This window comes from Streptomyces sp. NRRL B-3229 (genome assembly GCF_000719505.1).
GTDB classification, from domain to species: Bacteria; Actinomycetota; Actinomycetes; order Streptomycetales; family Streptomycetaceae; genus Streptomyces; species Streptomyces griseorubiginosus.
Genome location: NZ_JOGP01000002.1, coordinates 228,379 through 250,931, shown reverse-complemented (window position 1 = coordinate 250,931; position 22,553 = coordinate 228,379). Strand labels below are relative to the sequence as shown.

At 71.5% G+C, this 22,553-nt stretch carries 19 protein-coding genes; 12 read left to right on the top strand and 7 right to left on the bottom strand.

Annotated elements, in window-relative coordinates:
* Positions 1–151: 151 nt before the first annotated feature.
* Positions 152–1,381: a GNAT family N-acetyltransferase gene (locus IF54_RS0104070; RefSeq protein ID WP_030314551.1), complete on the top strand. Its 1,230-nt coding sequence runs from the start codon at positions 152–154 to the stop codon at positions 1,379–1,381.
* Between the two features lie 19 nt (positions 1,382–1,400).
* Here the strand turns inward: IF54_RS0104070 and IF54_RS0104065 are convergent, their stop codons facing one another.
* Both IF54_RS0104065 and IF54_RS0104060 read right to left on the bottom strand, forming a co-directional pair.
* Positions 1,401–2,216: an Fpg/Nei family DNA glycosylase gene (locus IF54_RS0104065; RefSeq protein WP_030314550.1), complete on the bottom strand. Its 816-nt coding sequence runs from the start codon at positions 2,214–2,216 to the stop codon at positions 1,401–1,403.
* A gap of 165 nt (positions 2,217–2,381) precedes the next feature.
* Positions 2,382–2,867 carry a ribose-5-phosphate isomerase gene (locus tag IF54_RS0104060; protein WP_030314548.1) on the bottom strand — a complete coding sequence of 162 codons (486 nt, stop codon included), beginning with the start codon at positions 2,865–2,867 and terminating at the stop codon, positions 2,382–2,384.
* Positions 2,868–3,071: 204 nt separating this feature from the next.
* Between IF54_RS0104060 and IF54_RS0104055 the strand changes: the two genes are divergently transcribed.
* Positions 3,072–4,484: an amino acid permease gene (locus IF54_RS0104055; protein WP_030314546.1), complete on the top strand. Its 1,413-nt coding sequence runs from the start codon at positions 3,072–3,074 to the stop codon at positions 4,482–4,484.
* A gap of 61 nt (positions 4,485–4,545) precedes the next feature.
* Here the strand turns inward: IF54_RS0104055 and IF54_RS43855 are convergent, their stop codons facing one another.
* Complete coding sequence (locus tag IF54_RS43855) at positions 4,546–7,326, bottom strand: protein kinase domain-containing protein (RefSeq protein WP_420790352.1); 2,781 nt, start codon at positions 7,324–7,326, stop codon at positions 4,546–4,548.
* Between the two features lie 191 nt (positions 7,327–7,517).
* Between IF54_RS43855 and IF54_RS0104040 the strand changes: the two genes are divergently transcribed.
* Both IF54_RS0104040 and IF54_RS0104035 read left to right on the top strand, forming a co-directional pair.
* Positions 7,518–8,243 (top strand): LPXTG cell wall anchor domain-containing protein, encoded by a 726-nt coding sequence (locus IF54_RS0104040; RefSeq protein WP_030314545.1) that lies wholly within the window; start codon positions 7,518–7,520, stop codon positions 8,241–8,243.
* Between the two features lie 77 nt (positions 8,244–8,320).
* Entirely contained in the window at positions 8,321–9,589 is a 1,269-nt protein-coding gene (locus tag IF54_RS0104035) for an FAD-binding oxidoreductase (protein WP_030314544.1), read from the top strand.
* Here the strand turns inward: IF54_RS0104035 and IF54_RS0104030 are convergent.
* Complete coding sequence (locus IF54_RS0104030) at positions 9,579–10,154, bottom strand: biotin transporter BioY (protein WP_030314542.1); 576 nt, start codon at positions 10,152–10,154, stop codon at positions 9,579–9,581. The two genes, IF54_RS0104035 and IF54_RS0104030, sit on opposite strands and share 11 nt — an antisense overlap.
* A 421-nt stretch (positions 10,155–10,575) precedes the next feature.
* On the opposite strand from IF54_RS0104030, the gene IF54_RS0104025 reads away from it, so the two are divergent.
* From IF54_RS0104025 to IF54_RS0103995, 7 genes are all read left to right on the top strand, one after another.
* The gene (locus IF54_RS0104025) at positions 10,576–11,757 is read left to right on the top strand and encodes an ROK family transcriptional regulator (protein WP_030314541.1); all 1,182 of its coding nucleotides are present in this window, start codon (positions 10,576–10,578) and stop codon (positions 11,755–11,757) included.
* A gap of 181 nt (positions 11,758–11,938) precedes the next feature.
* On the top strand, positions 11,939–13,015 hold the full coding sequence (locus tag IF54_RS0104020; RefSeq protein WP_030314540.1) for an ABC transporter substrate-binding protein: 1,077 nt from the start codon (positions 11,939–11,941) through the stop codon (positions 13,013–13,015).
* A complete protein-coding gene (locus tag IF54_RS0104015) occupies positions 13,012–13,851 on the top strand; it encodes an ABC transporter permease (protein WP_030314539.1) in 840 nt (279 codons plus the stop codon). Before IF54_RS0104020 ends, IF54_RS0104015 begins: the two co-directional genes overlap by 4 nt.
* Positions 13,827–14,534, top strand: a complete 708-nt coding sequence (locus tag IF54_RS0104010; protein WP_030314538.1) for an ABC transporter ATP-binding protein — start codon at positions 13,827–13,829, stop codon at positions 14,532–14,534. Before IF54_RS0104015 ends, IF54_RS0104010 begins: the two co-directional genes overlap by 25 nt.
* Before the next feature lie 122 nt (positions 14,535–14,656).
* The gene (locus tag IF54_RS0104005; protein WP_030314537.1) at positions 14,657–15,991 is read left to right on the top strand and encodes an LLM class flavin-dependent oxidoreductase; all 1,335 of its coding nucleotides are present in this window, start codon (positions 14,657–14,659) and stop codon (positions 15,989–15,991) included.
* A 14-nt stretch (positions 15,992–16,005) separates the two neighbouring features.
* Positions 16,006–16,902 carry a TauD/TfdA dioxygenase family protein gene (locus IF54_RS0104000; protein WP_030314536.1) on the top strand — a complete coding sequence of 299 codons (897 nt, stop codon included), beginning with the start codon at positions 16,006–16,008 and terminating at the stop codon, positions 16,900–16,902.
* Positions 16,903–17,014: 112 nt separating this feature from the next.
* Positions 17,015–18,358, top strand: coding sequence for an amino acid permease (locus tag IF54_RS0103995; protein WP_030314532.1), 1,344 nt, complete (start codon positions 17,015–17,017; stop codon positions 18,356–18,358).
* A gap of 135 nt (positions 18,359–18,493) precedes the next feature.
* On the opposite strand, the gene IF54_RS0103990 is transcribed toward IF54_RS0103995, so the two are convergent.
* Genes IF54_RS0103990 through IF54_RS0103980 form a run of 3 tightly spaced genes read right to left on the bottom strand, consistent with a single transcriptional unit; the run spans position 18,494 to position 21,390 of the window.
* Complete coding sequence (locus tag IF54_RS0103990) at positions 18,494–19,270, bottom strand: SAM-dependent methyltransferase (RefSeq protein WP_030314529.1); 777 nt, start codon at positions 19,268–19,270, stop codon at positions 18,494–18,496.
* A gap of 12 nt (positions 19,271–19,282) precedes the next feature.
* Positions 19,283–19,906 (bottom strand): histidine phosphatase family protein, encoded by a 624-nt coding sequence (locus IF54_RS0103985; protein ID WP_030314527.1) that lies wholly within the window; start codon positions 19,904–19,906, stop codon positions 19,283–19,285.
* Positions 19,903–21,390 (bottom strand): FGGY-family carbohydrate kinase, encoded by a 1,488-nt coding sequence (locus tag IF54_RS0103980; RefSeq protein WP_051735327.1) that lies wholly within the window; start codon positions 21,388–21,390, stop codon positions 19,903–19,905. The genes IF54_RS0103985 and IF54_RS0103980 overlap by 4 nt, the downstream gene beginning before the upstream one ends.
* A gap of 108 nt (positions 21,391–21,498) precedes the next feature.
* On the opposite strand from IF54_RS0103980, the gene IF54_RS0103975 reads away from it, so the two are divergent.
* Entirely contained in the window at positions 21,499–22,542 is a 1,044-nt protein-coding gene (locus IF54_RS0103975; protein ID WP_030314523.1) for a 2-hydroxyacid dehydrogenase, read from the top strand.
* The last annotated feature ends 11 nt before the right edge of the window (positions 22,543–22,553 follow it).

Genomic DNA, 22,553 nt, shown 5'->3' with positions numbered 1-22,553 from the left:
CTATCCATCGAACCGGCTGCTTGGCACGGGAGGTCCCACTTGTCCCCCGTCGGTGGTTCAACTTCACAGTGAACTTCACCGGAGGCCGCCGCGCCGCAACCAAGCCGAAATTCCCTCGCTCCTGCCCGCGCGGCACTGGTAGGCATGGGACATGGGGACTGACTTGCGGGTGCTTCGACGGGACGACTGGGACGAGTGGTACGACAACCTGCTCCGCGCCTTCGGCGGGATCCCGGAGCCTGCCGAGGAACGGGAGGTGTTCCGTGAACTCACCGAGATCGACCGCTCCATCGGCGTCTGGGACGACGGGCAGTGCGTGGGGACGGCGGGTGCGTTCAGCTTCCGGGTGACCGTGCCGGGCGGCGCCTCGGTGCCCGCCGCGGGCGTGACCATGGTGAGCGTGGCGGCCACGCACCGACGGCGCGGGGTGCTGACCTCCATGATGCGGCGCCAGCTGGACGACGTGCGCTCCTGGGGCGAACCGCTGGCCGTGCTGACCGCCTCCGAGCCGGTGATCTACGGCCGGTTCGGCTACGGCGTCGGCACCTACCAGCTCAACGCCGACATCGACACCGCCCGGGTCCGCCTCGCGGTGCCGCCCGGCACGGACGACGTACGGCTGCGGTACGCGGCGCCTGCCGACGTGCTCGACGCGTGCGAGGCGGTGTACACCCGGCTGGTGCCGCGGCGGCCCGGGATGGTCGCCCGGATCCCCGGCTGGGAGCGGCTGTGGCTCCTTGACCCGGAGAGCACCCGCGACGGCGCCTCGCCGCTTCAGTGCGTGGTCGCGGAGCGGGACGGGGAGGTCGTGGGGTTCGTCCGCTATCGCGTCAAGGCGGACTGGGACGCGACGGGGCCGAAGGGCACCGTGGTCGTCTCCGACCTGGAGGCGCTGGACCCGGCCGGGCACGGCGCGCTGTGGCGGTTCCTGTTCGACCTCGACCTGACCTCGCGGATCGACATCCGGCGGCGGCCGGTGGACGAGGCCTGGCAGTACCTCGTCTCGGACATCCGGCGCTGCTCGCCGCTGGTGCGGGACGCGCTGCACGTACGGCTGGTGGACGTCGGGGCGGCACTGGAGGCGCGGACCTACCAGACGCCGGTGGACGTGGTGTTGGAGGTCGAGGACGCCTTCTGCCCCTGGAACGCCGGGCGTTGGCGGCTCAGCGGAGACGCCAAGGGCGGGTCGTGCACGCGTACGACGGACCCGGCCGATCTCGCACTGTCCGTACGGGAGTTGGGGGCGGCCTACCTCGGCGGGGTGAGCCTCGCCTCGCTGGCCGGGGCCGGGCTGGTGCGGGAGCTGCGGCAGGGGGCGCTGGCGGAGGCGTCAGTGGCGTTCGGGTCGGTCGTGGCGCCCTGGCTGCCGCACGGCTTCTGAGACCCTGCTGCCTGAGTTGTCAGGGTTTCTGGCAGGTCGGGCACCAGAAGAGGTTGCGGGCGGCGAGATCGGCGGTGCGGATCTCGCCGCCGCAGAGGTGACAGGGCAGGTTGGCTCTGCGGTACACGTAGACCTCGCCGCCGTGGTCGTCGACGCGCGGGGGGCGGCCCATCGCCTCCGGGGTGTGCTCGGGTCGGACGGTGTCGATGCGGTTGTTGCGGACGCCCTCGCGCATGAGACCGACGAGGTCGGTCCAGATCGCGTCCCACTCGGCGGGGGTGATGTCCCTGCCGGCGCGGTACGGGTCGATGCGGTGCCGGAAGAGGACCTCGGCGCGGTAGACGTTGCCCACGCCCGCGATGACCTTCTGGTCCATCAGGAGGGCGGCGATCGTCGTACGGCTGCGGGAGATCCGCCGGTACGCCGCCTGCGGGTCGGCGTCGGTGTCCGCGCGGAGAGGGTCGGGGCCGAGGCGGTCGTGTATCGCCTGCTTCTCGGCGGGGGTGATCAGGGCGCAGGTCGTGGGGCCGCGGAGGTCCACGTACGCCGTGCTGTTCGCGAGGCGGAGGCGGACGGTGTCGGTGGGCGGGGGCGCGGGGGCTGCGCCGAAGGTGACCTTGCCGAAGAGGCCGAGGTGGATGTGGATCCAGTCGGTGGCGCGGAAGCCGAGGAAGAGGTGCTTGCCGTGGGCCTCGGTGCGGGTGAGCTCTGAGCCGGTGAGGAGTTCGGCGGCGTCGGAGAACTTGCCCTGGGGGCTGGTGACGAGGGGTTTCGTGCCGGTGAATGCTTGACCGTAGTCCTGCGCCAGGCGGTGGATGGTGTGCCCCTCTGGCACAGTGGCTCCTCTGTCGTCTGCGGGTGGGGGTGACCGCGGGCCTTTTTCGCCCCCGCCGCCCCTACCCGTCCCGTCCTCCAGGGGACGCTGCCCCCTTCGACCCCCGTCCCAGGGGGCTCTGCCCCCTGGACCCCCGCTCCTCAAACGCCCGAGGGGCTGGATCTGCTACTGCTGCGGGTGGTGGGCCGGGATCTCCGGCAGGTCGCCCGTCGTCTCGTAGTCGGACAGCATGTCGATGCGGCGCTGGTGGCGTTCGTCGCCGGAGAACGGGGTCGCGAGGAAGGTCTCGACGAACTTCGTCGCCTCCTCCTGCGTGTGCATCCGGGCACCCACGGCGACCACGTTGGCGTTGTTGTGCTGGCGGCCCAGCGACGCGGTCTCCTCGCTCCAGGCGAGCGAGGCGCGGACGCCCTTGACCTTGTTCGCCGCGATCTGCTCGCCGTTGCCGGAGCCGCCGATCACGACGCCGAGGGCGTCCGGGTCGGCGGCCGTGCGCTCGGCGGCGCGCAGGCAGAACGGCGGGTAGTCGTCCTGGGCGTCATAGATGTGGGGCCCGCAGTCGACGGGATCGTGGCCGGCCTCCTTGAGCCAGTCGACGAGGTGGTTCTTGAGTTCGAAGCCCGCATGGTCGGAGCCGAGATACACGCGCATGGAACGAGTGTGACACGGCTGTTTCGGGGCAGCAGCCCCGGGTGTCAGGCAAGAAAACGAGGGACCTGACGATGGAACCTCAAGGAAACCTCAAGTAACGATCTGGATTCAGAGGTTCAGGAATCCCTTTGCCTCCGATTCACTGGACCGACCCGTACACCGCTCGTACGGGACCCCCCACCCCGGCACGAAGGAATTCCCCGTATGACTGGTCTCCAGGCCGGCCTCAAGAACCGCCACCTCTCGATGATCGCCATCGGCGGAGTCATCGGCGCGGGCCTCTTCGTGGGCTCCAGCTCCGGTATCGCCACCGCCGGACCCGGCATCCTGCTGTCGTACGCCCTCGTCGGCACCCTCGTCGTCCTCGTGATGCGGATGCTCGGTGAGATGTCCGCCGCGAACCCGACCTCGGGCTCGTTCTCCGCGCACGCCGACCGGGCGCTCGGACGCTGGGCCGGCTTCTCGATCGGCTGGCTGTACTGGTTCTTCTGGGTCGTGGTGCTCGCCGTCGAGGCGACCGCGGGCGCCAAGATCCTCGAAGGGTGGATACCCGCCGTACCGCAGTGGGGGTGGGCGCTGATCGTGATGGTGGTGCTGACCGCCACCAACCTGGTCTCGGTGGGGTCCTACGGCGAGTTCGAGTTCTGGTTCGCCGGGATCAAGGTCGTGGCCATCGGCGCGTTCATCGTCGTCGGACTGCTCGCGGTGTTCGGCGTGCTCCCCGGCGTCCACACCGACCAGGCGGGCTTCTCCAACCTCACCGGCCACGGCGGCTTCCTGCCGAACGGGCCCGGCGCCATCCTCACCGGTGTGCTCCTGGTGGTCTTCTCCTTCATGGGCAGCGAGATCGCGACCCTGGCGGCCGGTGAGTCGGAGGATCCGCAGCGGGCCGTGACCAAGTCGACCAACAGCATCATCTGGCGGATCGCGGTCTTCTACCTCGGGTCCATCTTCGTCGTCGTCACGCTGATCCCGTGGGACTCCAAGTCCATCCAGGACAAGGGCTCCTACGTGGCCGCGCTCGACTCCCTCGGGATCGCGCACGCCGGTCAGATCATGAACTTCATCGTGCTGACCTCGGTACTGTCCTGCCTCAACTCCGGCCTCTGCACGGCCTCCCGGATGGCCTTCTCGCTGGGTGAGCGGGGCGACGCGCCGAAGGCGTTCGCGCGGGTCAACGGGCGGGGCGTGCCGATGGCCGCGATCCTCGCGTCGGTGGTGTTCGGCTTCGTCGCCGTCTTCTTCAACTACCTCTCCCCCGACAAGATCTTCCTGTTCCTCGTCAACTCCTCCGGTGCGGTCGCCCTGTTCGTGTGGCTGGTCATCTGCTTCTCGCAGCTGCGGATGCGGAAGATCATCCAGGCCGAGGCTCCGGAGAAGCTGGTCGTGCGCATGTGGCTGTACCCCTATCTGACCTGGGCGACGGCCGCGTTGATCGTGTTCGTCCTCGGCTACATGCTGACCGACACGGAGCACGACGGGCGGGAGACCGTGCTGCTGTCGCTGCTCGTCGCCGCGTTGGTCCTGGTCATCGCCGTGGTGCGGGAGAAGGTCGGGCGGCGCGGGCGTACGGCGTCCGCGTCGGCCGGTGAGGTCACGGACAAGGTGTCCGTCTGACCTGTGGACGGTGCGTGCAGGGCCCCGGGGTGCCGACCCCGGGGCCCTTGTGCTGTGCCGTTCACAGCACGGTGAAGCTGTCCTTGACCTTCTCGTACGTGTCGAGGGCCTGCTGCTCGATGCCGGGCTGGTACCAGGTGTTGATCTGGTACGACTTGTCGCCCGCGTTGAAGCCGAGCAGCTGGGCGTGCCAGGGGGTGCCGCCGAGGGTGAAGGTGTACTCCCAGACGACCGCGGGGTGATCGCGGAACGTCGTCTCCTCCAGGCGGATCTTTCGGTAGTCCTGGCCCTGGTGGGCGTTCTGCTCGGAGGTCTCCCAGGTCTCCATCAGATCGCCCCTCGCCAGGGAGGACTTGGCCGCGAGCTCCTGTTTGCCGTCGGGCGAGGTGTAGTGGACCTCCGCCCCGGTCTTCACGTCCCGCCGCCAGCCGGTGGGGGTCGCCCACGCGAACCCGCCTGCCTCCTCGTGGGCGCCGGGTGGGAGGGAGCGGGGGCGGGAGGTGCCCTCGACGGTGGAGGACGGGGTGCCGGTGGGGGTGGAGGCCCCGGTTTCGGAGACGGAGGCGGAAGCCGACGAGGACCGGCCCGCCTGGTCGTCGCCGGGTGAGCCGGAGGTGGTGGCAAGGACGATCCCCACCACGACCGCGGCCGCGGTGAGCACTCCGCCTGCGGCGACGAGTGCCGTGCGGCGCCGGGGGCGGTGAGCGGTGGTGGCGGGACGGGCGGGGCCGGGGAGTTCGGCCTCGTCGGGAGGTTCCTCCGGGTGCAGGCGGTGGGGGTGGGGGCCGAGGACGAGGGCGGGGTCCCGGCCGGGGAGGGGGTGGGTGTCGGGGTCCGGGTCGGGCGTGGAGGGAGAGGTGATGCCGGTGCCGCCTGCGCGACCCGGGTCCGTTTCCCCGCCTGAACGCCGGTCGGGTGCTGCCGGGTTGCCGCGGATCAGGGAGACTCCGGGGCGAGGGCCGACGCGGGTGGGGGCGGAGGCCACGCGGGTCGGGGTGTCCCGGGTCGGCGCGTCCGGCATGGGGTAGTGCTCGGTGGGGGCGCCGGCGGAGAGGGAGTCCTGGGTGGGGGCGCTCGCCAGGGGCGTACTGGCCGTGGTGGCCCCGGCCCGGAGCACGGCCCCCACGGAGTTCCCGGCCGACGCCTCGGACCTGACCTCCGAACCCTCCTCGGAGAGCGCCTCGCTGGACGCGCTGACACGGTCGCCGCCGACGGAGACGCCGGGGGCGGACGGTTCGCCGGGGGCTGGGGCTTCGATGCCGGACCGCTCCGGCGGCTCGGGCGACTCAGCGGGTGCGCGCCCCCTCGCAGACCCGAACGGCTCGGCAGGGGCGGGACGCCCGGCGGACCCGGGTGGCTCAGCCGCGTCGAACGGCTCGCTGGGGGTGGGGGGTTCGGTGGTCCCTGGTCGTTCGTTCGCGGCACGCGGCCCGGCCGACGAAGGGCGCTCAGCAGACTCGGAGCGTCCCGCCCCGCCGAACCGATGGGACGGGTCGGTGGGTTCGGTCGGGTCGGTGGCGGACCGCGATGCCGCCTCGACTGGTGGAGGGCTCTCGGCGTCCGTCTCCGGCCGCGTTCCCGTCTCCGGTGGTGTGTCCGGGGCCCCGTCACGGGCGGCACCCAGGAAGGCGAGGGGCACCGCGTCCGACGGCTCCGCCTGGCCAGGGCCCCCCGGTGACTCTCCTACGACCGGCTCGGCCCCCGTCGTCGGTGCCGGTACCCGGGGATCGCGTGCCGCCCGCACCACCCCCGGCTCCAGATAGGCCGGGGTCGGGGACTCCCGTGGAGCCCACGGCGGCGGCGTCACCTCAGGTTCCGGTTCGGCAGGCGGCGGGCCGTCCGGCGGAACCGGTTCCATCCCCGGGTCCGGAGCGTCCGGCGGAACCGGTTCGCTCCCCGGGTCCGGAGCGTCCGGCGGAACCGGTTCCGTCCCCGGGGCCGGAGCGTCCGGCGTTCCTGGAGCCCCCGCAGCCCCAGGAACCTCCGGTGCGCCCGGGTCTTCCACCGGACCCACCCGCAACGTGGGCGTGGGGGCCGGGAACGCGACCACCTGGAGGGCCGCCTCCACCTCGTCGAGCCCCGGCCGTATCGACGGGTCCTTCTCCAGGAGGGCCGCGAGGATGTCGGTCAACGGGCCCGCCGCCGCGGGGAGTTCGGGCTCCTCGTAGAGGACCGCGTGGAGCGTGGCCAGGGTGGTGTCGCGGGAGAACGGGGAGCGGCCGCCGAGAGCCGCGCAGAGCGTCGCGCCCAGGGACCAGATGTCCGACGGCGGACCCTGGGGGCGGCCCGAGACCCGCTCGGGCGCCATGTAGTCGGGCGAGCCGACGAGCATGCCGACCATGGTGAGCGCCTTGGCGTCCTGCATCGCGGCGATGCCGAAGTCCGTGAGCACGATCCGGCGGCCGGTCCGGGAGCCGGACTCCACCAGGACGTTCCCGGGTTTGATGTCCCGGTGCAGCACGCCCCGCGCGTGCACCTGGCGCAGCGCCTCCACCAGGCCCAGGCCCAGCAGGGCCGTCGCGCGCGGGTCCAGCGCGCCGTCCTCCACCATCATCCGTTCCAGGGAGCGGCCCTTGACCAACTCCATGACGATCCACAGGCGTTCGCCCTCGTCCACGACGTCATAGACCCGTACGACGTTCGGGTGGTCGATGCGGGCCGTGGCGCGGGCCTCGCGCAGGGTGCGTTCGCGGCGGGTGCGGGTGTCCTCCGCGTCGAGGCCGTCGATCCGCATCTCCTTGACCGCGACCTGCCGATCGAGCATCTCGTCGGCAGCCCGCCACACCCGCCCCATTCCCCCCTGGCCGATACTCTCGACCAGGCGATAACGGCCCGTCACCAGGAGCCCTGGAACTCCGCCGCGCCTCGCATTTCCCGTGTCTCCCGTATTCCCCGGCAATCCGCTGCACCCCCTCAACGATGTCCCGAGTGGAACACAATGGTCACACTTCGAGCCGTACCAGCATAGTGCGGAGAAATCTTGTGGTACCTCTTCAAGTACTGCGAATTCAGGCGCAGCCAAGGGGGACGAACATGAGTTCTCGTCGTATGACGACCATTGCCGGATCGCTGGTCACGGCAGCCTTCTCGACCGTGATGATCCTGCCCTTCACCGCGAGCGCGGACGAGGGACCCGCAAGCAGCAAGGGGGGAAAGGCCGTTGACAAGGCGCCGGCCGGTGTGGAGCTGACGACGACACTGCCGGGGACGATCTCCGTCGACAACAAGTCGCAGAAGACCGATCTCACAGCCACCGTGAAGAACGACGGGAGCAAGGACAGCGGAAAGATCAGGCTTTTGGTCGTCGGATTCGACGGCCTGACGGTCAAAAACGTTCAAGGCTGCTCCCCGATCGAAGAAAAGGATCTACCGGAGGGTTCGAACAGCGGTTTCGCCTGCCCCATCGACAATCTCGCCGCCGGTAAGTCGAAGTCGTACGCCGTGGACGCGACATTCGATCTCGGCAAGACCGGAAAGATCTGCCTGCCGGTGCAGACCGGCGACGGAAAGAAGACGTTCTGGCAGCAGGGCCCGGTTCCGTTCGGTACCACGAACCCGTCGCCGAACGCCCCGGCCACCCCGCTGCTGCTGGGCACCGACAACAAGCCGGTAGGACCCGGCGGTGACGCCCCGCGCGAGCTCCCGAAGACCGGTGTGGGACGTGACCTGCTGCCCCTCGGGGCCGCGGGCGCGGCGCTGCTGACGGCGGGCGCGGCCGGACTGTGGTGGTCCCAGCGGCGACCGCAGCGCACCGTCTGACACACAGGGGAAACCCGCAGAGGCACGGAGGCATAACCTGACGGAAACTGTCAGGTTATGCCTCCACCCTGTCCGGCATGAACACCTCGACCCACCACGAAGTCACCAGTTTCCAGACCGGTTTCGCCCTGCGCCCCGACCACGTGGTCCCGGTGCGCTCCGCCGAGGACGTGGTCGCCGCCGTGCGCCACGCGGCCGACGCGCGACTGCCGGTGTCCGTGCTGGCCACCGGGCACGGACTGCCCGGCGCGGTGGAGGACGGCGTCCTGGTCAGCACCCGGCACATGGACCGGGTGACCGTCGACGCCCGGGCGCGCACCGCCCGCGTCCAGGCGGGTGTCCGCTGGCGTGACGTGGTGGCAGCCGCCGTGCCGCACGGGCTCGCGCCGCTCAACGGCTCCGCGCCGGGCGTCGGTGCCGTGTCCTACACGCTCGGCGGCGGACTCGGCATCCTGGCCAGGGAGTTCGGCTATGCCGCCGACCACGTCCGCTCCCTCGACGTGGTCACGGGGGACGGCGAGCTCCGGCACGTCACCGAGGGGTCGGAGCTGTACTGGGGGCTTCTCGGCGGCGGCCACCACCTGGGCGTCGTCACCGAGCTGGAGATCGGGCTCGTCCCGGTGCGGACGCTGTACGGCGGTTCGCTCGCCTTCGACGGCCGCGAGGTCGCTCCGAGTGCCCTGCTGCGGGCGTACGAGGAGTGGACCAGGACCGTGCCCTCCACGCTGACCTCGTCCTTCGCCGCCGTACCGTACCCGGACCTGCCGGCGCTGCCGCCGCAGCTGCGCGGGCGGTACGTCGTCTCGGTGCGGGTGGCGTACACCGGAACCGACGGGGACCGGCTCCTCGCCCCGCTGCGGGAGTTGGGACCGGTGCTCGCGGACTCCCTGCGGGAGATGCCGTACGCCGACAGTCACACCATCCACAGCGATCCCGACGTCCCGCACAGCTACTACGGGGACAGCGCGGTGCTGAGCGCGCTGGACGTGGAGCGGGCCGGTGAGCTGCTGGAGCGGACCGGGCCGGGCATAGGAGCCATGGTGGTCGTACAGATCAATCATCTGGGCGGGGCGCTGGCGCGACCGGCGCCGAACTCGGTGCCGTACCGCGAAGGGCGTTTCCTGGTGCGGCTGTTGACCATGGGCGGGCGGCAGCAGGGGCGGGCGCTGCTGGACCCGGCCTTCGAGTTGCTCGTGTCCGACACCCTCGGCCGCAGCGTCAACTTCGCCTTCGGGGCAGGGGACCGGAGCGAGGGGCTGCACGACCCGGACACGCGCAAGAGGCTCGCCGAGCTGGCGTCGCGGTACGACCCGGCGAGCCTCTTCCGCGGGAGCGTCAGCGCCTGACGAGCTTCCAGACGCTGGGCAGCAGGCCCATCGCCAGAGCCGCCTTGAGGGCGTCGCCGAGGAGGAACGGGGTGAGGCCGGCCGCGATCGCGGCGGACAGCGACATGTCGGCCGCGTAGGCGAGGTAGGGCACGCCGATCGCGTAGATGATCGCCTCGCCGACCAGCATCGCGCCGGCCGTCCGCCAGACGTTGCGGTCGGCGCCGCGGCGGGCCAGGGCGCCGACGGCGGCGGAGGCCAGGATCATGCCGAGGATGTAGCCGAAGGAGACGGAGAACCCGGAGGTGCCCTGGGCGAACCACGGGAGGCCGGCGAGGCCCGCCAGCGCGTAGAGCGCGAGGGAGGCCGTACCGCGGCGGGCGCCCAGGCTCGTGCCGACGAGCAGCGCGGCGAAGGTCTGGCCGGTCACCGGCACCGGGGAGCCCGGCACGGGCACGGCGATCTGCGCGGCAAGACCGGTGAGCGCGGCACCGCCGACCACGAGCGCGACGTCCCGCACGCGGGAGGCGGGGATCAGGTCGGCGAGGACCTGGCCGGTGCGGGCGGGGGCGACGGCGGTGCTCATGGGGTCTCCGCGGGGGTGAACGACAAGGGACTCCGGTGACGCTATCCCGGCGTCCCGCGGCCGATCACCGTCAACCGTCGACAAAGCCGGGAACAGGGGCTTGGTGGGCTCCGGACAAAGAGTGTGGGTTACACCCGGTTCGGGGTGACCCCGGTCACTGAGGTGAGGTGGCCGGGGCGACAGCGACCCTGTTGGCGCGGCTGTGGGGAATCACCAAACGAATCCCAGTGGTCTGGTCGGATTCACCGTTCCTGCCCTACCCTTCCAGACATGGTCGCCCAGTCCCGGTACTTCTCGTCGCGTCGCCACGTCGACCTCCGACGCGTGGGCACGGCCGTCTGTCGCCGTCCGGTGTGAGTCGGGCACCGGCCCGCCTCGCTCTCCGAGACGTGTCGGCCCCCGTTCCCGAGGACGGTCCTCCATGCCCCGTACCGCGACTCCCCCTGCCCCCACGCCCACCTCCCGGCGCCGGACGAGCGCCAGCGTCGTCCTGCGGTCCGTGCTGGAGCACGGGCCGGTGGCGCGCAGCACCATCGCCCGGCTGACCGGGCTGTCCCCCGCGTCCGTGACCGACTACTGCTCCCGCTTCACCGAACTGGGCCTGATCCGTGAGTCGGAGGCGCCCCGGCAGTCCCAGGGTGTGGGCCGCCCCCATGTGCCCGTCGACCTGGACGACTCACGGTTCGTCGTGGGCGGCGTCCATGTGGCCGTCCCCTATACGACGGTCACGCTGCTCGATCTGCGCGGCCGCGTGGTGGCCGTACGGGAGCTGCGGCACGAGGGCACCGACGCCTCCGCGATCCTGGCGCGGGCCGCCGACGGGCTCGCCGCGCTCCTGGAGCGGTCGCCGCGGCTCAGGTGCCTCGGAGTCGGCTTCGCGGCCGGCGGCTGGGTGGACCGGGACTCCGGGACCGTCGTCGAGCACCCCCTGCTGGGCTGGCACGAGGTACCGGTGCGGGAGCTGCTCGGCGCCCGTACCGGCCTGCCGGTCCATGTGGACGGCCACGCGCGGGCGTTGGTCAACGCGGAGCGGCTGTTCGGGCGGGTGCGCGGCAGCCGGAGCGTGCTGCATCTGTTCGTCGGCAACGTGGTGGACGCGGCGTTCGCCACCAACGACGAGGTGCACCACGGGCCGCGCTCCCAGGCGGGCGCGATCGCGCATCTGCCGGTGCCGGGCGGCACCGAGCCCTGCGACTGCGGACGGACCGGCTGCCTCCAGGCCGAGTTGAGCGAGCGCACCCTGTGCCGGCGGGCCCGGCGGGCGGGGGTCACCGAGGGCGTGAACCCGATGCACGTGCTGACGGCCGCCGCCGCGGGCGATCCGGCGGCGCTGCGGCTGCTGGTGGAACGGGCGCACGCCGTCGGGCGGGCCGCCCGGCTGCTGCTCGACGTGCTGAACCCGGAGACGGTCGTGGTGACCGAGATCGGCATCCTGCACCGCGAGGACTGCCTCGTCGCGCTGCGCGAGGGCGTCGGCGGCGATCGCGCGACCTCCGTCGTCCCGTCGAGTTTCCCGGATTCCGTCCTCGCCGTGGCGGGCGGTTCGGTGGCTCTCGACGTGCTCTACCGGGATCCTCTGGCCGCTTCACCTGAGGCTATTTAATTCAGAAACTCGGAATGTTGACAGGGCTTCCACGGAACGGCGAACATCCTGTTCATGAGCCCGAACCTGCACTGTCGCGCCTTCTGTTGCTGACACGTTGCCCCGTGTGACGCGCTCATTCCACCTGCGTGAACGCATTTCTCCGTGACTTTCTCCTGCCTTGAATCCAGGGAGTATTCCCATGCCCTATTCCCGCACGTCCCGCACGTCCGGCATCGACCGGCGGCTGTTCCTCTCCTCCGTCCTCGGTGCCGCCGCCGGTGTCGCCGGTCTCAGCGGCTGCGCCGACAGCAGCGCCGCAGCCGACACCAAGGGCGCCCTGTCCGCGCCGCTCGCCGCCAAGGTCCCGGCCGGCACGAGCCTGAAGATCGCCTCCTATCTGGGCGCCCAGCAACTGCAACTGAAACTCGGCAAGTTGGGGTCACTTCCGTTCAAGGTGAGTACCTGGGCGAATATCGGGGCCGGACCCGATGTCATCAACGCATTCCGGGCCGGCTCCCTGGACGTCGGCAACAACGCGGGAATCCCGCCGATCCAGGCGCATTTCCAGGGCTATGCCACGAAGATCGTCGCGATCAACATCACCCGTAAGCCGAACTACCTCTTCGCCACCAAGCCCGGCAGCGCCATCCACACGGTCGCGGACTTCAAGGGGAAGCGGCTCGCGTTCTCGCAGGGGCAGGCCCAGGGGGTCGTGCTGCTGCGGGCGCTGAAGAAGGCCGGGCTCGCCTACGACGAGGTCAAACTCGTCCCGCTGACCAGCAACCAGTTCCTCACGGCCCTTCAGTCCGGGCAGGTGGACGTGGCCCCGCTCGCCAACAGCCAGGCGCCCGCCTACCTCAAGCAGTACGAGGCCAAGGGCGCCCGGGCCGTCACCACCGACGTGGTCGACCTGCTCAACCTGCTGTGGGCGCCGACCTCCGTGCTGGCCGACCCCGCGAAGGCCGCCGCGGTCGCCGCCTACATCCCCTTCTGGGCCAGGAGCCAGGTGTGGACGTACGAGAACCCCGACATCTGGAACGAGGAGTTCTACGTGAAGACCCAGAACCTGACGCTCCCGCAGGCGAAGGCGGTCACCGCGCTCGCCAACAAGCCGCTGTTCCCTCCGAGTTGGGCCGAGGCGATCAAGTGGGAGCAGGAGACCGCCGATCTGCTGGCGGAGGGCGGCTTCGTGAAGAAGTTCGACGTGGGCCAGCTGTTCGACCACCGCTTCGAGGGCATCGCCGCGAAGGCCGTGCCGGCGGAGTACCGGCGGTGAGCGCCGTGACCACGACCGTCCCCGTCGTCGCTCCCGAGGTGCGCACGCGGGTGCGAAGGCGCCGCCGGCTCTCCCCCGGCAGGCGGCTGCCCGCGGCACGGCTCGTCGGACCGGTCCTTCTCCTCGCCGTGTGGTCCGCCGCCTCCGCCGCGGGACGGCTCGACCCGGCCGCGATCCCCGCGCCCTGGACGGTGGTCAGGACCGGCGTCCATCTGTGGACGGCCGGGACCCTGCCCACCGACATCCTGACCTCGCTGGAGCGGGCCGGGTACGGGTTCGCCATCGGTCTCGTCGCCGGTGTCGCTCTCGCCCTGGCCGCCGGGCTCAGCCGCGTCGGCGAGGCACTGATCGACGGGACGGTGAACCTCAACCGGGCGATCCCGACCCTCGGCCTGATCCCGCTGTTCATCCTGTGGCTGGGCATCGGCGAGTCCTTCAAGGTCGCCATCATCGCGATCGTCGTCTACATCCCGATCTATCTGAACACCCATGCCGCGCTGGCCGGCATCGACCACCGCTTCGTCGAACTCGCCGAGGTCCAGGGGCTGTCGAGGTTCGCCTTCGTCCGGCAGATCGTGATCCCCGGCGCGCTGCCCGGATTCTTCGTGGGACTCCGGCTCGGCGTCACCGGCTCCTGGCTCGGCCTGGTCGTCCTGGAGCAGATCAACGCCACCAGCGGACTCGGCTACATGATGTTCCAGGCCCAGAACTACGGCCAGAGCGATGTGATCCTCGTCGGTCTCGTCGTCTACGGCGTCTTCGGCCTGGCCTCCGACAGCGCGGTCCGTCTCATCGAACGGAGGGTGCTGTCATGGCGCCGCACACTGAGCAGCTGACCCGGCCCGCCGTCCAACTGCGCGGACTCACCCGGTCGTTCGACGGGCGTACCGTCCTCGACGGCATCGACCTGGACATCCCGGCCGGACAGTTCGTCGCCCTGCTCGGACACAGCGGCTCCGGCAAGAGCACGCTGCTGCGGGCGGTGGCGGGGCTGGACCACGAGGTGGTGGGCAGTGGCCAACTCACCGCTCCCGAAAGGGTGTCGGTGGTCTTCCAGGACTCCCGGCTGCTGCCCTGGCGGCGCGTGCTGGACAACGTCCTGCTGGGCACCGACGGCCAGGAGCGGGGGCGCGAGGCCCTCGCCGAGGTCGGTCTGGCGGGGCGGGAGAGGGCCTGGCCGAACGAGTTGTCGGGCGGTGAGCAGCAGCGGGCCGCGCTGGCCCGGTCGCTGGTGCGGGAACCGGAACTCCTGCTGGCCGACGAGCCGTTCGGGGCGCTGGACGCGCTGACCCGGATCAAGATGCACGCGCTGCTGCGGGAGCTGTGGAAGCGGCATCAGCCGTCGGTGCTGCTGGTCACCCACGACGTGGACGAGGCGGTTGTTCTCGCGGACCGGGTGCTGGTGCTGGAGGCCGGGCGGATCGGGCTGGACCTGACGATCGAGCGCGACCGTCCGCGGGAGGAGTACCGGGTGCGGTTGCTGGCGGCGCTGGGGGTTTCCGTCGGCTCCAGTGACTGACCGGGGCTGCCGCCCCGGACCCCGCTTCGGCCCTTAAGGGGCCTCGTCCTCAAACGCCGGACGGGCTGGAGTTTCCCGACCCGGCGACAAGAACCACCCCTCCCCGCAGCAAAGGAATCCCCATGCCCCGCCACCTCCACCTCAACGCCTTCCTCATGACCACCGGGCACCACGAAGCGTCCTGGCGGCTGCCCGAGAGTGATCCGTTCGCCCATGTCTCGCTCGACCACTACGTACGGCTCGCGAAGACCGCCGAACGCGGGACCTTCGACTCGCTCTTCCTGGCCGACGGGCCGCAGTTGTGGAGCAGCCTCGCCCAGCGGCCCGCCGGTGCGCTGGAGCCGCTGACCCTGCTGACCGCGCTGGCGACGGCCACCGAGCACATCGGGCTGATCGCGACCGCGTCCACGTCGTACAACTCGCCCTACAACCTGGCCCGGAAGTTCGCCTCGCTGGACATCATCAGCGGCGGCCGGGCGGGCTGGAACATCGTCACCACGGCGGGCAGGGAGGCCGCCCGGAACTTCGGTCTGGAGCACGAGCCGGCGCACGCGGAGCGGTACGCCCGGGCCGCCGAGTTCCTCGACGTCGCCCTCAAGCTCTGGGACAGCTGGGAGGACGACGCGATCGTCGGCGACAAGGCCGCCGGCGTCTGGGGCGACGACGCGAAGATCCACCCGCCGCGCCACAAAGGGACGTACTTCAGCGTCGAGGGCGCGCTCAATGTCCCCCGCTCGCCGCAGGGTTACCCGCTGCTCGTGCAGGCCGGGTCGAGCGAGGACGGCAAGGAGTTCGCGTCCCGGTACGCGGAGGCCGTGTTCACCGCCCAGCAGACCATCGAGGACGCGCGGGCCTTCTACGCCGACCTCAAGGCACGCACCTCCGCGGCGGGCCGGGACCCCGAGCACATCAAGGTGCTGCCCGGCATCGTGCCCGTCATCGGCGCCACGGAGGCCGAGGCGCTCGCGAAGGAGCAGGAGCTGGAGGACCACATCGTGCACCGGCACGGCGTGGCCAACCTGGAGCGGCTGCTGCAACTGCCTGAGGGCTCGCTGGAGTTGGACCGACAGCTGCCCGCCGACCTGCCGCCCGAGTCGGCCGTCGAGGGCGCCAAGAGCCGGTACACGCTCGTCGTGGAGCTGGCCCGGCGCGACCGGCTCACCGTGCGGCAGCTGATCGGGCGGCTGGGCGGCGGGCGCGGTCACCTCACCTTCGCCGGTACGCCCGAGCAGGTCGCCGACGCCATCGAGACCTGGTTCACGCAGGGTGCCGCCGACGGCTTCAACATCATGCCCCCGGTGCTCCCCTCGGGCCTGGACGCCTTCGTCGACCACGTGGTCCCGATCCTGCGCACCCGCGGCCTGCTCCGCACGGAGTACGGACCGCGCACCACCCTGCGGGAGCGCTACGGCCTCCCCCGCCCCGCCAACCAGCACGTCCAGCCCGTCTACGCCTAGGAAGGATCCCTCCCATGTCCGGTATCGAGATCCGCAAGGTCACCGCGCACATCGGCACCCACGTCTCGGGTGTCGACCTCTCCCGGCCGCTCGACGAGGAGACGGCCACGGCGCTGCGGGACGCCCTCAACGTCCACAAGGCGCTGGTCTTCAGCGACGTGAACCTCGACGACGAGGGCCAGCAGGCCTTCGCCCGGCACTTCGGCGAGCTCACCACCGCCCACCCGACCGTGCCCGCGGTCGACGGCGCCCCGAACGTGCTGCCCGTCGACAGCGAGGGCGGCCAGGCCGCCAACCACTGGCACACCGACGTCACGTTCGTCCTCAACCCGCCCCAGGCCAGCACCCTGCGCAGCCTGACGATCCCGCCGTACGGCGGCGAAACCCTGATCGCCAACTCGGCGGCCGCGTACCGGGATCTGCCGCAGCCCCTGCGGCGTCTCGCCGACGAACTGTGGGCCGAGCACACCAACGACTACGACTACGCCGTACCGGAGGAGTCGGTGGACGAGGAACAGGCCGCCCGGCGCGCCCGGTTCACCTCGATCAAGTACCGCACCGCCCACCCGGTGGTCCGGGTGCACCCGCTGACCGGTGAACGCGGGCTGTTCATCGGCGGGTTCGCGCAGCGGATCGTGGGGCTGTCGGCGGGCGAGTCCCGCAAGCTGCTCGACATCCTCCAGTCGTACGTGACCCGGCCGGAGAACCTGCTGCGGCACCGCTGGTCGGAGAACCAGTTGGTCCTCTTCGACAACCGCATCACCCAGCACTACGCCGTCGACAACTACGACGGTCTGCCGCGCCGGCTGCACCGGGTGACCATCGCCGGGGACGTCCCGGTGGGCATCGAGGGCAAGGAGAGCTGGTCGATCGAGGGCGACGCCTCGCACTACACGTCCGTGGCCGCCTAGTCACGGTCCGTCCCCGACGCGTCCGCATGCTGGGCGGTCTCCCCTGTGACCAGGGGAGACCGCCCAGACTGTGGGCGTTTTTGCCGTCTCACGCACTGGACGAACCGCGCCCATGCCCAGCACCACGGTCACGACTCCACAAGAGTCCGCCGCCTCGCTCTCCCACGGTCTCAAGCAGCGCCACCTGTCGATGATCGCCCTCGGCGGGGTCATCGGCGCCGGCCTGTTCGTCGGCTCCGGCGCGGGGATCGCCGCCGCCGGCCCGTCGATCGTCCTCGCCTACACGCTCTCCGGCCTCCTCGTGATGCTGGTGATGCGGATGCTCGGCGAGTTGTCGGCCGCCCACCCCTCCTCCGGTTCCTTCTCCGCGCACGCCGAGCGGGCGATCGGCCCGTGGGCCGGGTTCACGGCCGGGTGGTCGTTCTGGGTGCTGCTGTGCACGGCGGTGGGCCTGGAGGGCATCGGCGCCGCGAAGATCGTGACGGGCTGGCTCCCCGGGACCCCGGAGTGGGCCTGGGTGGCCCTGTTCATGCTGGTCTTCTGCGCCACGAACCTGGCCGCGGTGAAGAACTTCGGCGAGTTCGAGTTCTGGTTCGCCGCCCTGAAGGTCGGTGCGATCGGCCTGTTCCTGGTCCTGGGCGTCCTGGCGATCGCCGGCCTCCTGCCCGGCACGGACTCCCCCGGCACCGCCCACCTCACCGAGTTCTTCCCCGGCGGCGGCGAGGGCCTGGTCGTCGGCCTGCTCGCCTCGGTCTTCGCGTACGGCGGTCTGGAGACGGTCACCATCGCCGCCGCCGAGTCCGAGGACCCGGTGCGCGGTGTGACAAACGCGGTCCGCACCGCGATGTGGCGGATCGGGCTGTTCTACATCGGCTCGATGGCGGTCATCGTGACCCTGGTCCCCTGGGACTCCAAGGCGGTCGTGGAGAAGGGCCCCTATGTCGCCGCCCTCGACTCCCTCGGCATCCCCGGCGCCGGCCGGCTGATGAACGTGGTGGTGCTGGTGGCGTTGCTCTCCGCGATGAACGCCAACGTCTACGGCTCCTCGCGGGTCGCCTACTCGCTCGTGGAGCGTGGTCTGGGCCCGAAGGCGCTCGGCCGGGTGTCCGGCGGCGTGCCGCGGATCGCGGTGCTGGTCTCGTGCGGCTTCGGCTTCGGCTGTGTGGTGCTGAGCCACTGGCGGCCCGACGACGTCTTCTCCTGGCTCCTCAACATGATCGGCGCGGTCGTCCTCGTCGTCTGGATCGTCGTCGCCGTCTCCCACCTGCGCCTGCGCCGCTCCAGGGCCTTCCCGGTCCTGACCTGGGTCGCCCTGGCCGGCATGGCGGCGATCCTCGTCCTGATGGCCCGGGAGCCGGGCACCCGGGTGCAGCTGTACGCGACGGGTGCGATGACCTTGGCGCTGGCGGGCGTCGGATACGCGCGACAGCGGGCCCTTTCTGTTGCTACCGTGTAGTTGCAATTTACTTGCAATAAGCACCTCGCCTCGTGATCGTCTTCTCACCCTTCACGGCGGCGGGCGGAACGGCGGAAGCCCCCGCGAGGACGTGACTCGCGGGGGCTTCCGGCGTGGTACCAGAGCCTGGGGCCGTCAGGGCTTGCGGCCGACTCCGCCGTGCTGGCCGATCGGAGCCGGGGTCGCGTCGCCGTCCGGGCGCCACAGCGGGACCGACACCACCCCGGGGTCCACCAGCTCCAGACCCTCGAAGAACCCCTCGATCTTGTCGACCGGACGCAGGAAGTAGGGCACCGCGCCGGTCTCGTTGTAGGCGTCCTGGGCCTGCTCGTAGTCCGGGTCGGTGCCGCGCGACCCGTCGTTGACGCACAGATAGCTGCCGGAGGGCAGACCCGCCAGCAGCCTGCGGACCAGGTCGCGGGCCAGGTCGTAGTCGGCGACATGGCCGAGCAGACCGCTGAGGATCAGGGCCGTGGGACGGGTCAGGTCCAGGGTCCGGGAGGCGGCCTCGAGGATCTTCTCCGGCTCGTAGAGGGTCAGGTCCTCGTACGCCGTCTCGCCCTCCGGGGTGGAGGTGAGCAGGGCGCGGGCATGGGCGAGGACCAGCGGGTCGTTGTCGACATAGACGATCTTCGCGTCGGGGGCGTGGCGCTGGGCGACCTCATGGGTGTTGTCGACCGTGGGCAACCCGGTGCCGACGTCCAGGAACTGGCGGACGCCCGCCTCCTCGACCAGGTACCGGATGCTGCGGCCGAGAAAGGCGCGGCTGCTGCGGGCGATCGTGACGATCCCCGGGAAGACGGCGGTGTAGGCGTCGCCGGCCGCCTCGTCGACGGGGTAGTTGTCCTTCCCGCCGAGCCAGTAGTTCCAGATCCGGGCCGAATGCGGCACCGAGGTGTCGATCTCCGTCATGGTCCTATCGTGCTACGACCGATCCTGCTCGCACGGCACATTGAGTGAGAGAAGTGCGGCGGATCCGTCCTTGTCGAGGCGGAGTTCGGTGATCGCCGCGTTGCGCAACCGCGGGAACACTCTGCGGTACTCCGCGAGCGGGATCCCGAGGAGGGTGCACAGCACCAGCCGCAGCAGGGTGTTGTGGGCGACGACCAGCACCCGCTCGCCGGGATGGGCGGCGGCGATGCGGCGCAGGGCGGCGGTGCCGCGGGTGGCGGCGTCGAGGGGGTTCTCCGCACCGGGGAAGGGATACGCCACCGGATCCGCCCGGAACGCCTCGGCCGCGTCGGGGACTTCCGCCGCGAACTCCGCGAGGGTGCGGCCCTCCAGCACGCCGAAGTCGCACTCCCTGAGGCCGGGTTCGCGGTGCGGTTCTCTGCCGAGAGCGCGGGCGGCCGGTTCGGCGGTGGCGATCGCTCGCGACAGGGTCGACGTCCAGATCGCGTCGGGGCGGTGTGCGGCGGCCCAGCGTCCGAGCGCGTCCGCCTGTGCGCGGCCCTCGTCGGTGAGGCCGATGTCGCTGACGCCGGCGTAGCGGTTCTCGGCGTGCCAGATGGTTTGGCCGTGGCGGGTCAGGAGGAGGGTGGTGCTCATGGCTCGGTCCTGTCGTCGAGTGCGGCGCCGTTGTGGCTGGTCGCGCAGTTCCCCGCGCCCCTGGGTAGGTTCCGGTTCAGTTGGCTGTGTGCGTGCGCTGCTACCGGCGCCGGGAGCCAGCCCCGCTCTGTGAGTTCGTCGACTAGACGGGCGTACGGCTCCGCGAAGAGCGCGGTGCGCTTCGGGTTCGGATCGAGCGTCGTGCGGATGCGGACCATGCCCTCCGCCAGGTCCGGCAAGGGCTCCCCCGTGACGCCGTGCGCCGCCAACGCGGCCATTCCCAGGGCCGGTTCCGGCTGTTCCGGGACGCGGGCCGGGCGGCCGAGGATGTCGGTGCGCAGTTGGTTCCAGTAGGCGCTGCGGGCCGCGCCTCCCGTGAAGGTGAGCGGGCCGTCGAGCGGGGCGCCCAGGTGGTGCAGGTAGTCAAGGCACAGGCGCTCCGCGAACCCGACACCCTGGAGGAGCGCCGCCCAGTGGTCGGCGTCGTCGGCGGGGCGGCCGAGGAGGAGTGCCGTGGCGTCCGGGGCGCGGAACGGGAACCGCTCCCCGCGCGAGACCAGGGGGTAGGCGACCGCGCCGGACGGCTCGTACGCGGCCGCCCGCTCGTCCATGGCCGCGGGGTCCAGGTCCGCCGGGAGCGCCCCGGCGCCGACGCTCGACGCCCCGCCCGGCAGCCAGGTCCCGTCAGGGGCGCGGTGGTTGTAGACCACGCCGGTGGGGTCCCGGACCGGTTCCGGGGCGGCCCCCTTGAGGACGAGGGTGGTGCCCAGCACCGAGTTCCAGGAGCCGGGCCGCAGGGCGCCCGCGGCGATCTGGGCCGCGCAGCCGTCGGTCATCCCGGCCACGACCGGGGTCCCGGCGGGGATGCCGGTGGCCTCGGCGGCGGCCGGGCAGACCTCGCCGAGCCGGGTGCCGGGGCGGACCACCTCGGGGAGATCCAGGTCGACGTCCGGCCAGGCGTCACGCTCCAGGTCGTAGCCCGTCTTGAGGGCATGGCTGGAGTCGGTGGGCACCGGGGAGCCGACCAGCCGGGCGGTGACGGTGTCGGGCTGGTGGGTGACCCGCCCCGTGCCGTGGGCGGCGACGAGCCACAGCGCCTTGGGCAGCGCCCAGGTGTCCTGGACCGCGAGCCCGGCCGCACGCAGCCCCGCCGCCTCGGTCGCCGCGCGGGCGTCGTCGTACATGAGCGCCGGGCTCGTCGGCCGGCCCTCCGCGTCCGTCAGCAGGACCGTCCCGGAGGTGCCGCAGACCGCGAGCCCTGCGAGGCGTACGCCCGACCGGGTGAGAAGCGCGGAACGGGTCGCCGCGCGGACCGCCTCCCACCACTCCCCCGGATCCTGCTCGTGCCGTACGCCCTCGCGCCGGCCGCCGAGCGGGGCGGAACCCCGGCCCAGCACCGTTCCGGCGGCCGTGACCAGCAGCGCGCGCACGCTCTGCGTGCCGAGGTCGATCCCCAGCCACGCCGTCTCGTTCTCGTCAGTCATCTCCGCCATCTCCGCCCAACGGGCACCTCCCACCCGCACGGGGTCTATGCGTACCCCGGACCGGCGGCTCAACATCGTGTCAGTGAAGCGACGATCCGGAGGTCGACGATGACCCAGAGGACCGATCCCGTACGTGTCGTGGCGGCCGGCGACCACTTCGTACTGCCGGGGCTGATCGCCGGGGCCGTCGAGGCCGAGCTGGGCGGCATCGCCGTGGAGACGAAGGAGTTGACGCTCGGCTGGCCCCTCGAACCCTTCGGGCCCGTCTCCGAGGTGACGGAGGCGAGTGACGCCGAGGACGAGCTGATCGAGGCGCTGGACGGCGCGGAGGTCCTCGTCACCCAGATGGGCCCGGTCACCGAACGGGTCCTGGACGCGGCCGACCGGCTGAAGCTGGTGGTGGTGTGCCGGGGCGGCCCGGTCAACGTGAACCTGGACGCGGCCAAGGCCCATGACGTACGGGTGTGCTTCGCGCCCGGCCGCAACGCCGCCGCCACCGCCGAGTTCACCGTCGGCATGCTGCTCGCCGCCCTGCGCCGCATCCCGCAGGCCCACGACCTGCTGGCCGCGCAGGGCAGGTGGGAGAGCGGCGCCGCCTACTACACCTACGAGCACAGCGGCCTCGAACTGGAGGACCTGCCCGTCGGACTCGTCGGCTACGGGGCCGTGGGCAGCCGGGTGGCGCGCGTGCTGTGCGCGTTCGGGGCGCAGGTCATGGTGTACGACCCCTATGTGCGCGGCGAGATCCACGGTCTGCGGGTGCACTCCCTCGACCATCTCCTCGCCCGGTCCCGGGTCATCACCCTGCACGCCCGGCTCACCTCCGAGACCCGTGGTCTGATCGGCGCCCGCGAGCTGGGGCTGCTGCCCGAGGGGTCGGTCGTGGTGAACGTGGCCCGCGGCCCGCTGATCGACGAGTCCGCCCTGTGCGACGCCCTGGAGAGCGGCCGGGTGTCGGCGGCCGCCCTCGACACCTACGAGCTCGAACCGCTGCCCGCGGACTCCCGGCTGCACGCCCTGGCCGACCGGGTCGTCCTGACCCCGCACCTCGGCGGGGCGAGCCGGGCGGTGGCCGAGAAGGCGGCGAGGATCGCGGCCGAGGAGGTGGGCCGCTGGGCACGCGGGGAGCGGCTGGCGCACTGCCTGACGTGACGGTCGTAGAA

What these genes read in the sequence shown, in the direction of transcription:
- IF54_RS0104070 (WP_030314551.1), top strand. Translation starts at nt 152, where the DNA reads ATGGGGACTGACTTGCGGGTGCTTCGACGGGACGACTGGGACGAGTGG.
- IF54_RS0104060 (WP_030314548.1), bottom strand. Translation starts at nt 2,867, where the DNA reads ATGCGCGTGTATCTCGGCTCCGACCATGCGGGCTTCGAACTCAAGAAC.
- IF54_RS0104055 (WP_030314546.1), top strand. Translation starts at nt 3,072, where the DNA reads ATGACTGGTCTCCAGGCCGGCCTCAAGAACCGCCACCTCTCGATGATC.
- IF54_RS0104040 (WP_030314545.1), top strand. Translation starts at nt 7,518, where the DNA reads ATGAGTTCTCGTCGTATGACGACCATTGCCGGATCGCTGGTCACGGCA.
- IF54_RS0104035 (WP_030314544.1), top strand. Translation starts at nt 8,321, where the DNA reads ATGAACACCTCGACCCACCACGAAGTCACCAGTTTCCAGACCGGTTTC.
- IF54_RS0104030 (WP_030314542.1), bottom strand. Translation starts at nt 10,154, where the DNA reads ATGAGCACCGCCGTCGCCCCCGCCCGCACCGGCCAGGTCCTCGCCGAC.
- IF54_RS0104025 (WP_030314541.1), top strand. Translation starts at nt 10,576, where the DNA reads ATGCCCCGTACCGCGACTCCCCCTGCCCCCACGCCCACCTCCCGGCGC.
- IF54_RS0104020 (WP_030314540.1), top strand. Translation starts at nt 11,939, where the DNA reads ATGCCCTATTCCCGCACGTCCCGCACGTCCGGCATCGACCGGCGGCTG.
- IF54_RS0104010 (WP_030314538.1), top strand. Translation starts at nt 13,827, where the DNA reads ATGGCGCCGCACACTGAGCAGCTGACCCGGCCCGCCGTCCAACTGCGC.
- IF54_RS0104005 (WP_030314537.1), top strand. Translation starts at nt 14,657, where the DNA reads ATGCCCCGCCACCTCCACCTCAACGCCTTCCTCATGACCACCGGGCAC.
- IF54_RS0104000 (WP_030314536.1), top strand. Translation starts at nt 16,006, where the DNA reads ATGTCCGGTATCGAGATCCGCAAGGTCACCGCGCACATCGGCACCCAC.
- IF54_RS0103995 (WP_030314532.1), top strand. Translation starts at nt 17,015, where the DNA reads ATGCCCAGCACCACGGTCACGACTCCACAAGAGTCCGCCGCCTCGCTC.
- IF54_RS0103990 (WP_030314529.1), bottom strand. Translation starts at nt 19,270, where the DNA reads ATGACGGAGATCGACACCTCGGTGCCGCATTCGGCCCGGATCTGGAAC.
- IF54_RS0103985 (WP_030314527.1), bottom strand. Translation starts at nt 19,906, where the DNA reads ATGAGCACCACCCTCCTCCTGACCCGCCACGGCCAAACCATCTGGCAC.
- IF54_RS0103980 (WP_051735327.1), bottom strand. Translation starts at nt 21,390, where the DNA reads ATGACTGACGAGAACGAGACGGCGTGGCTGGGGATCGACCTCGGCACG.
- IF54_RS0103975 (WP_030314523.1), top strand. Translation starts at nt 21,499, where the DNA reads ATGACCCAGAGGACCGATCCCGTACGTGTCGTGGCGGCCGGCGACCAC.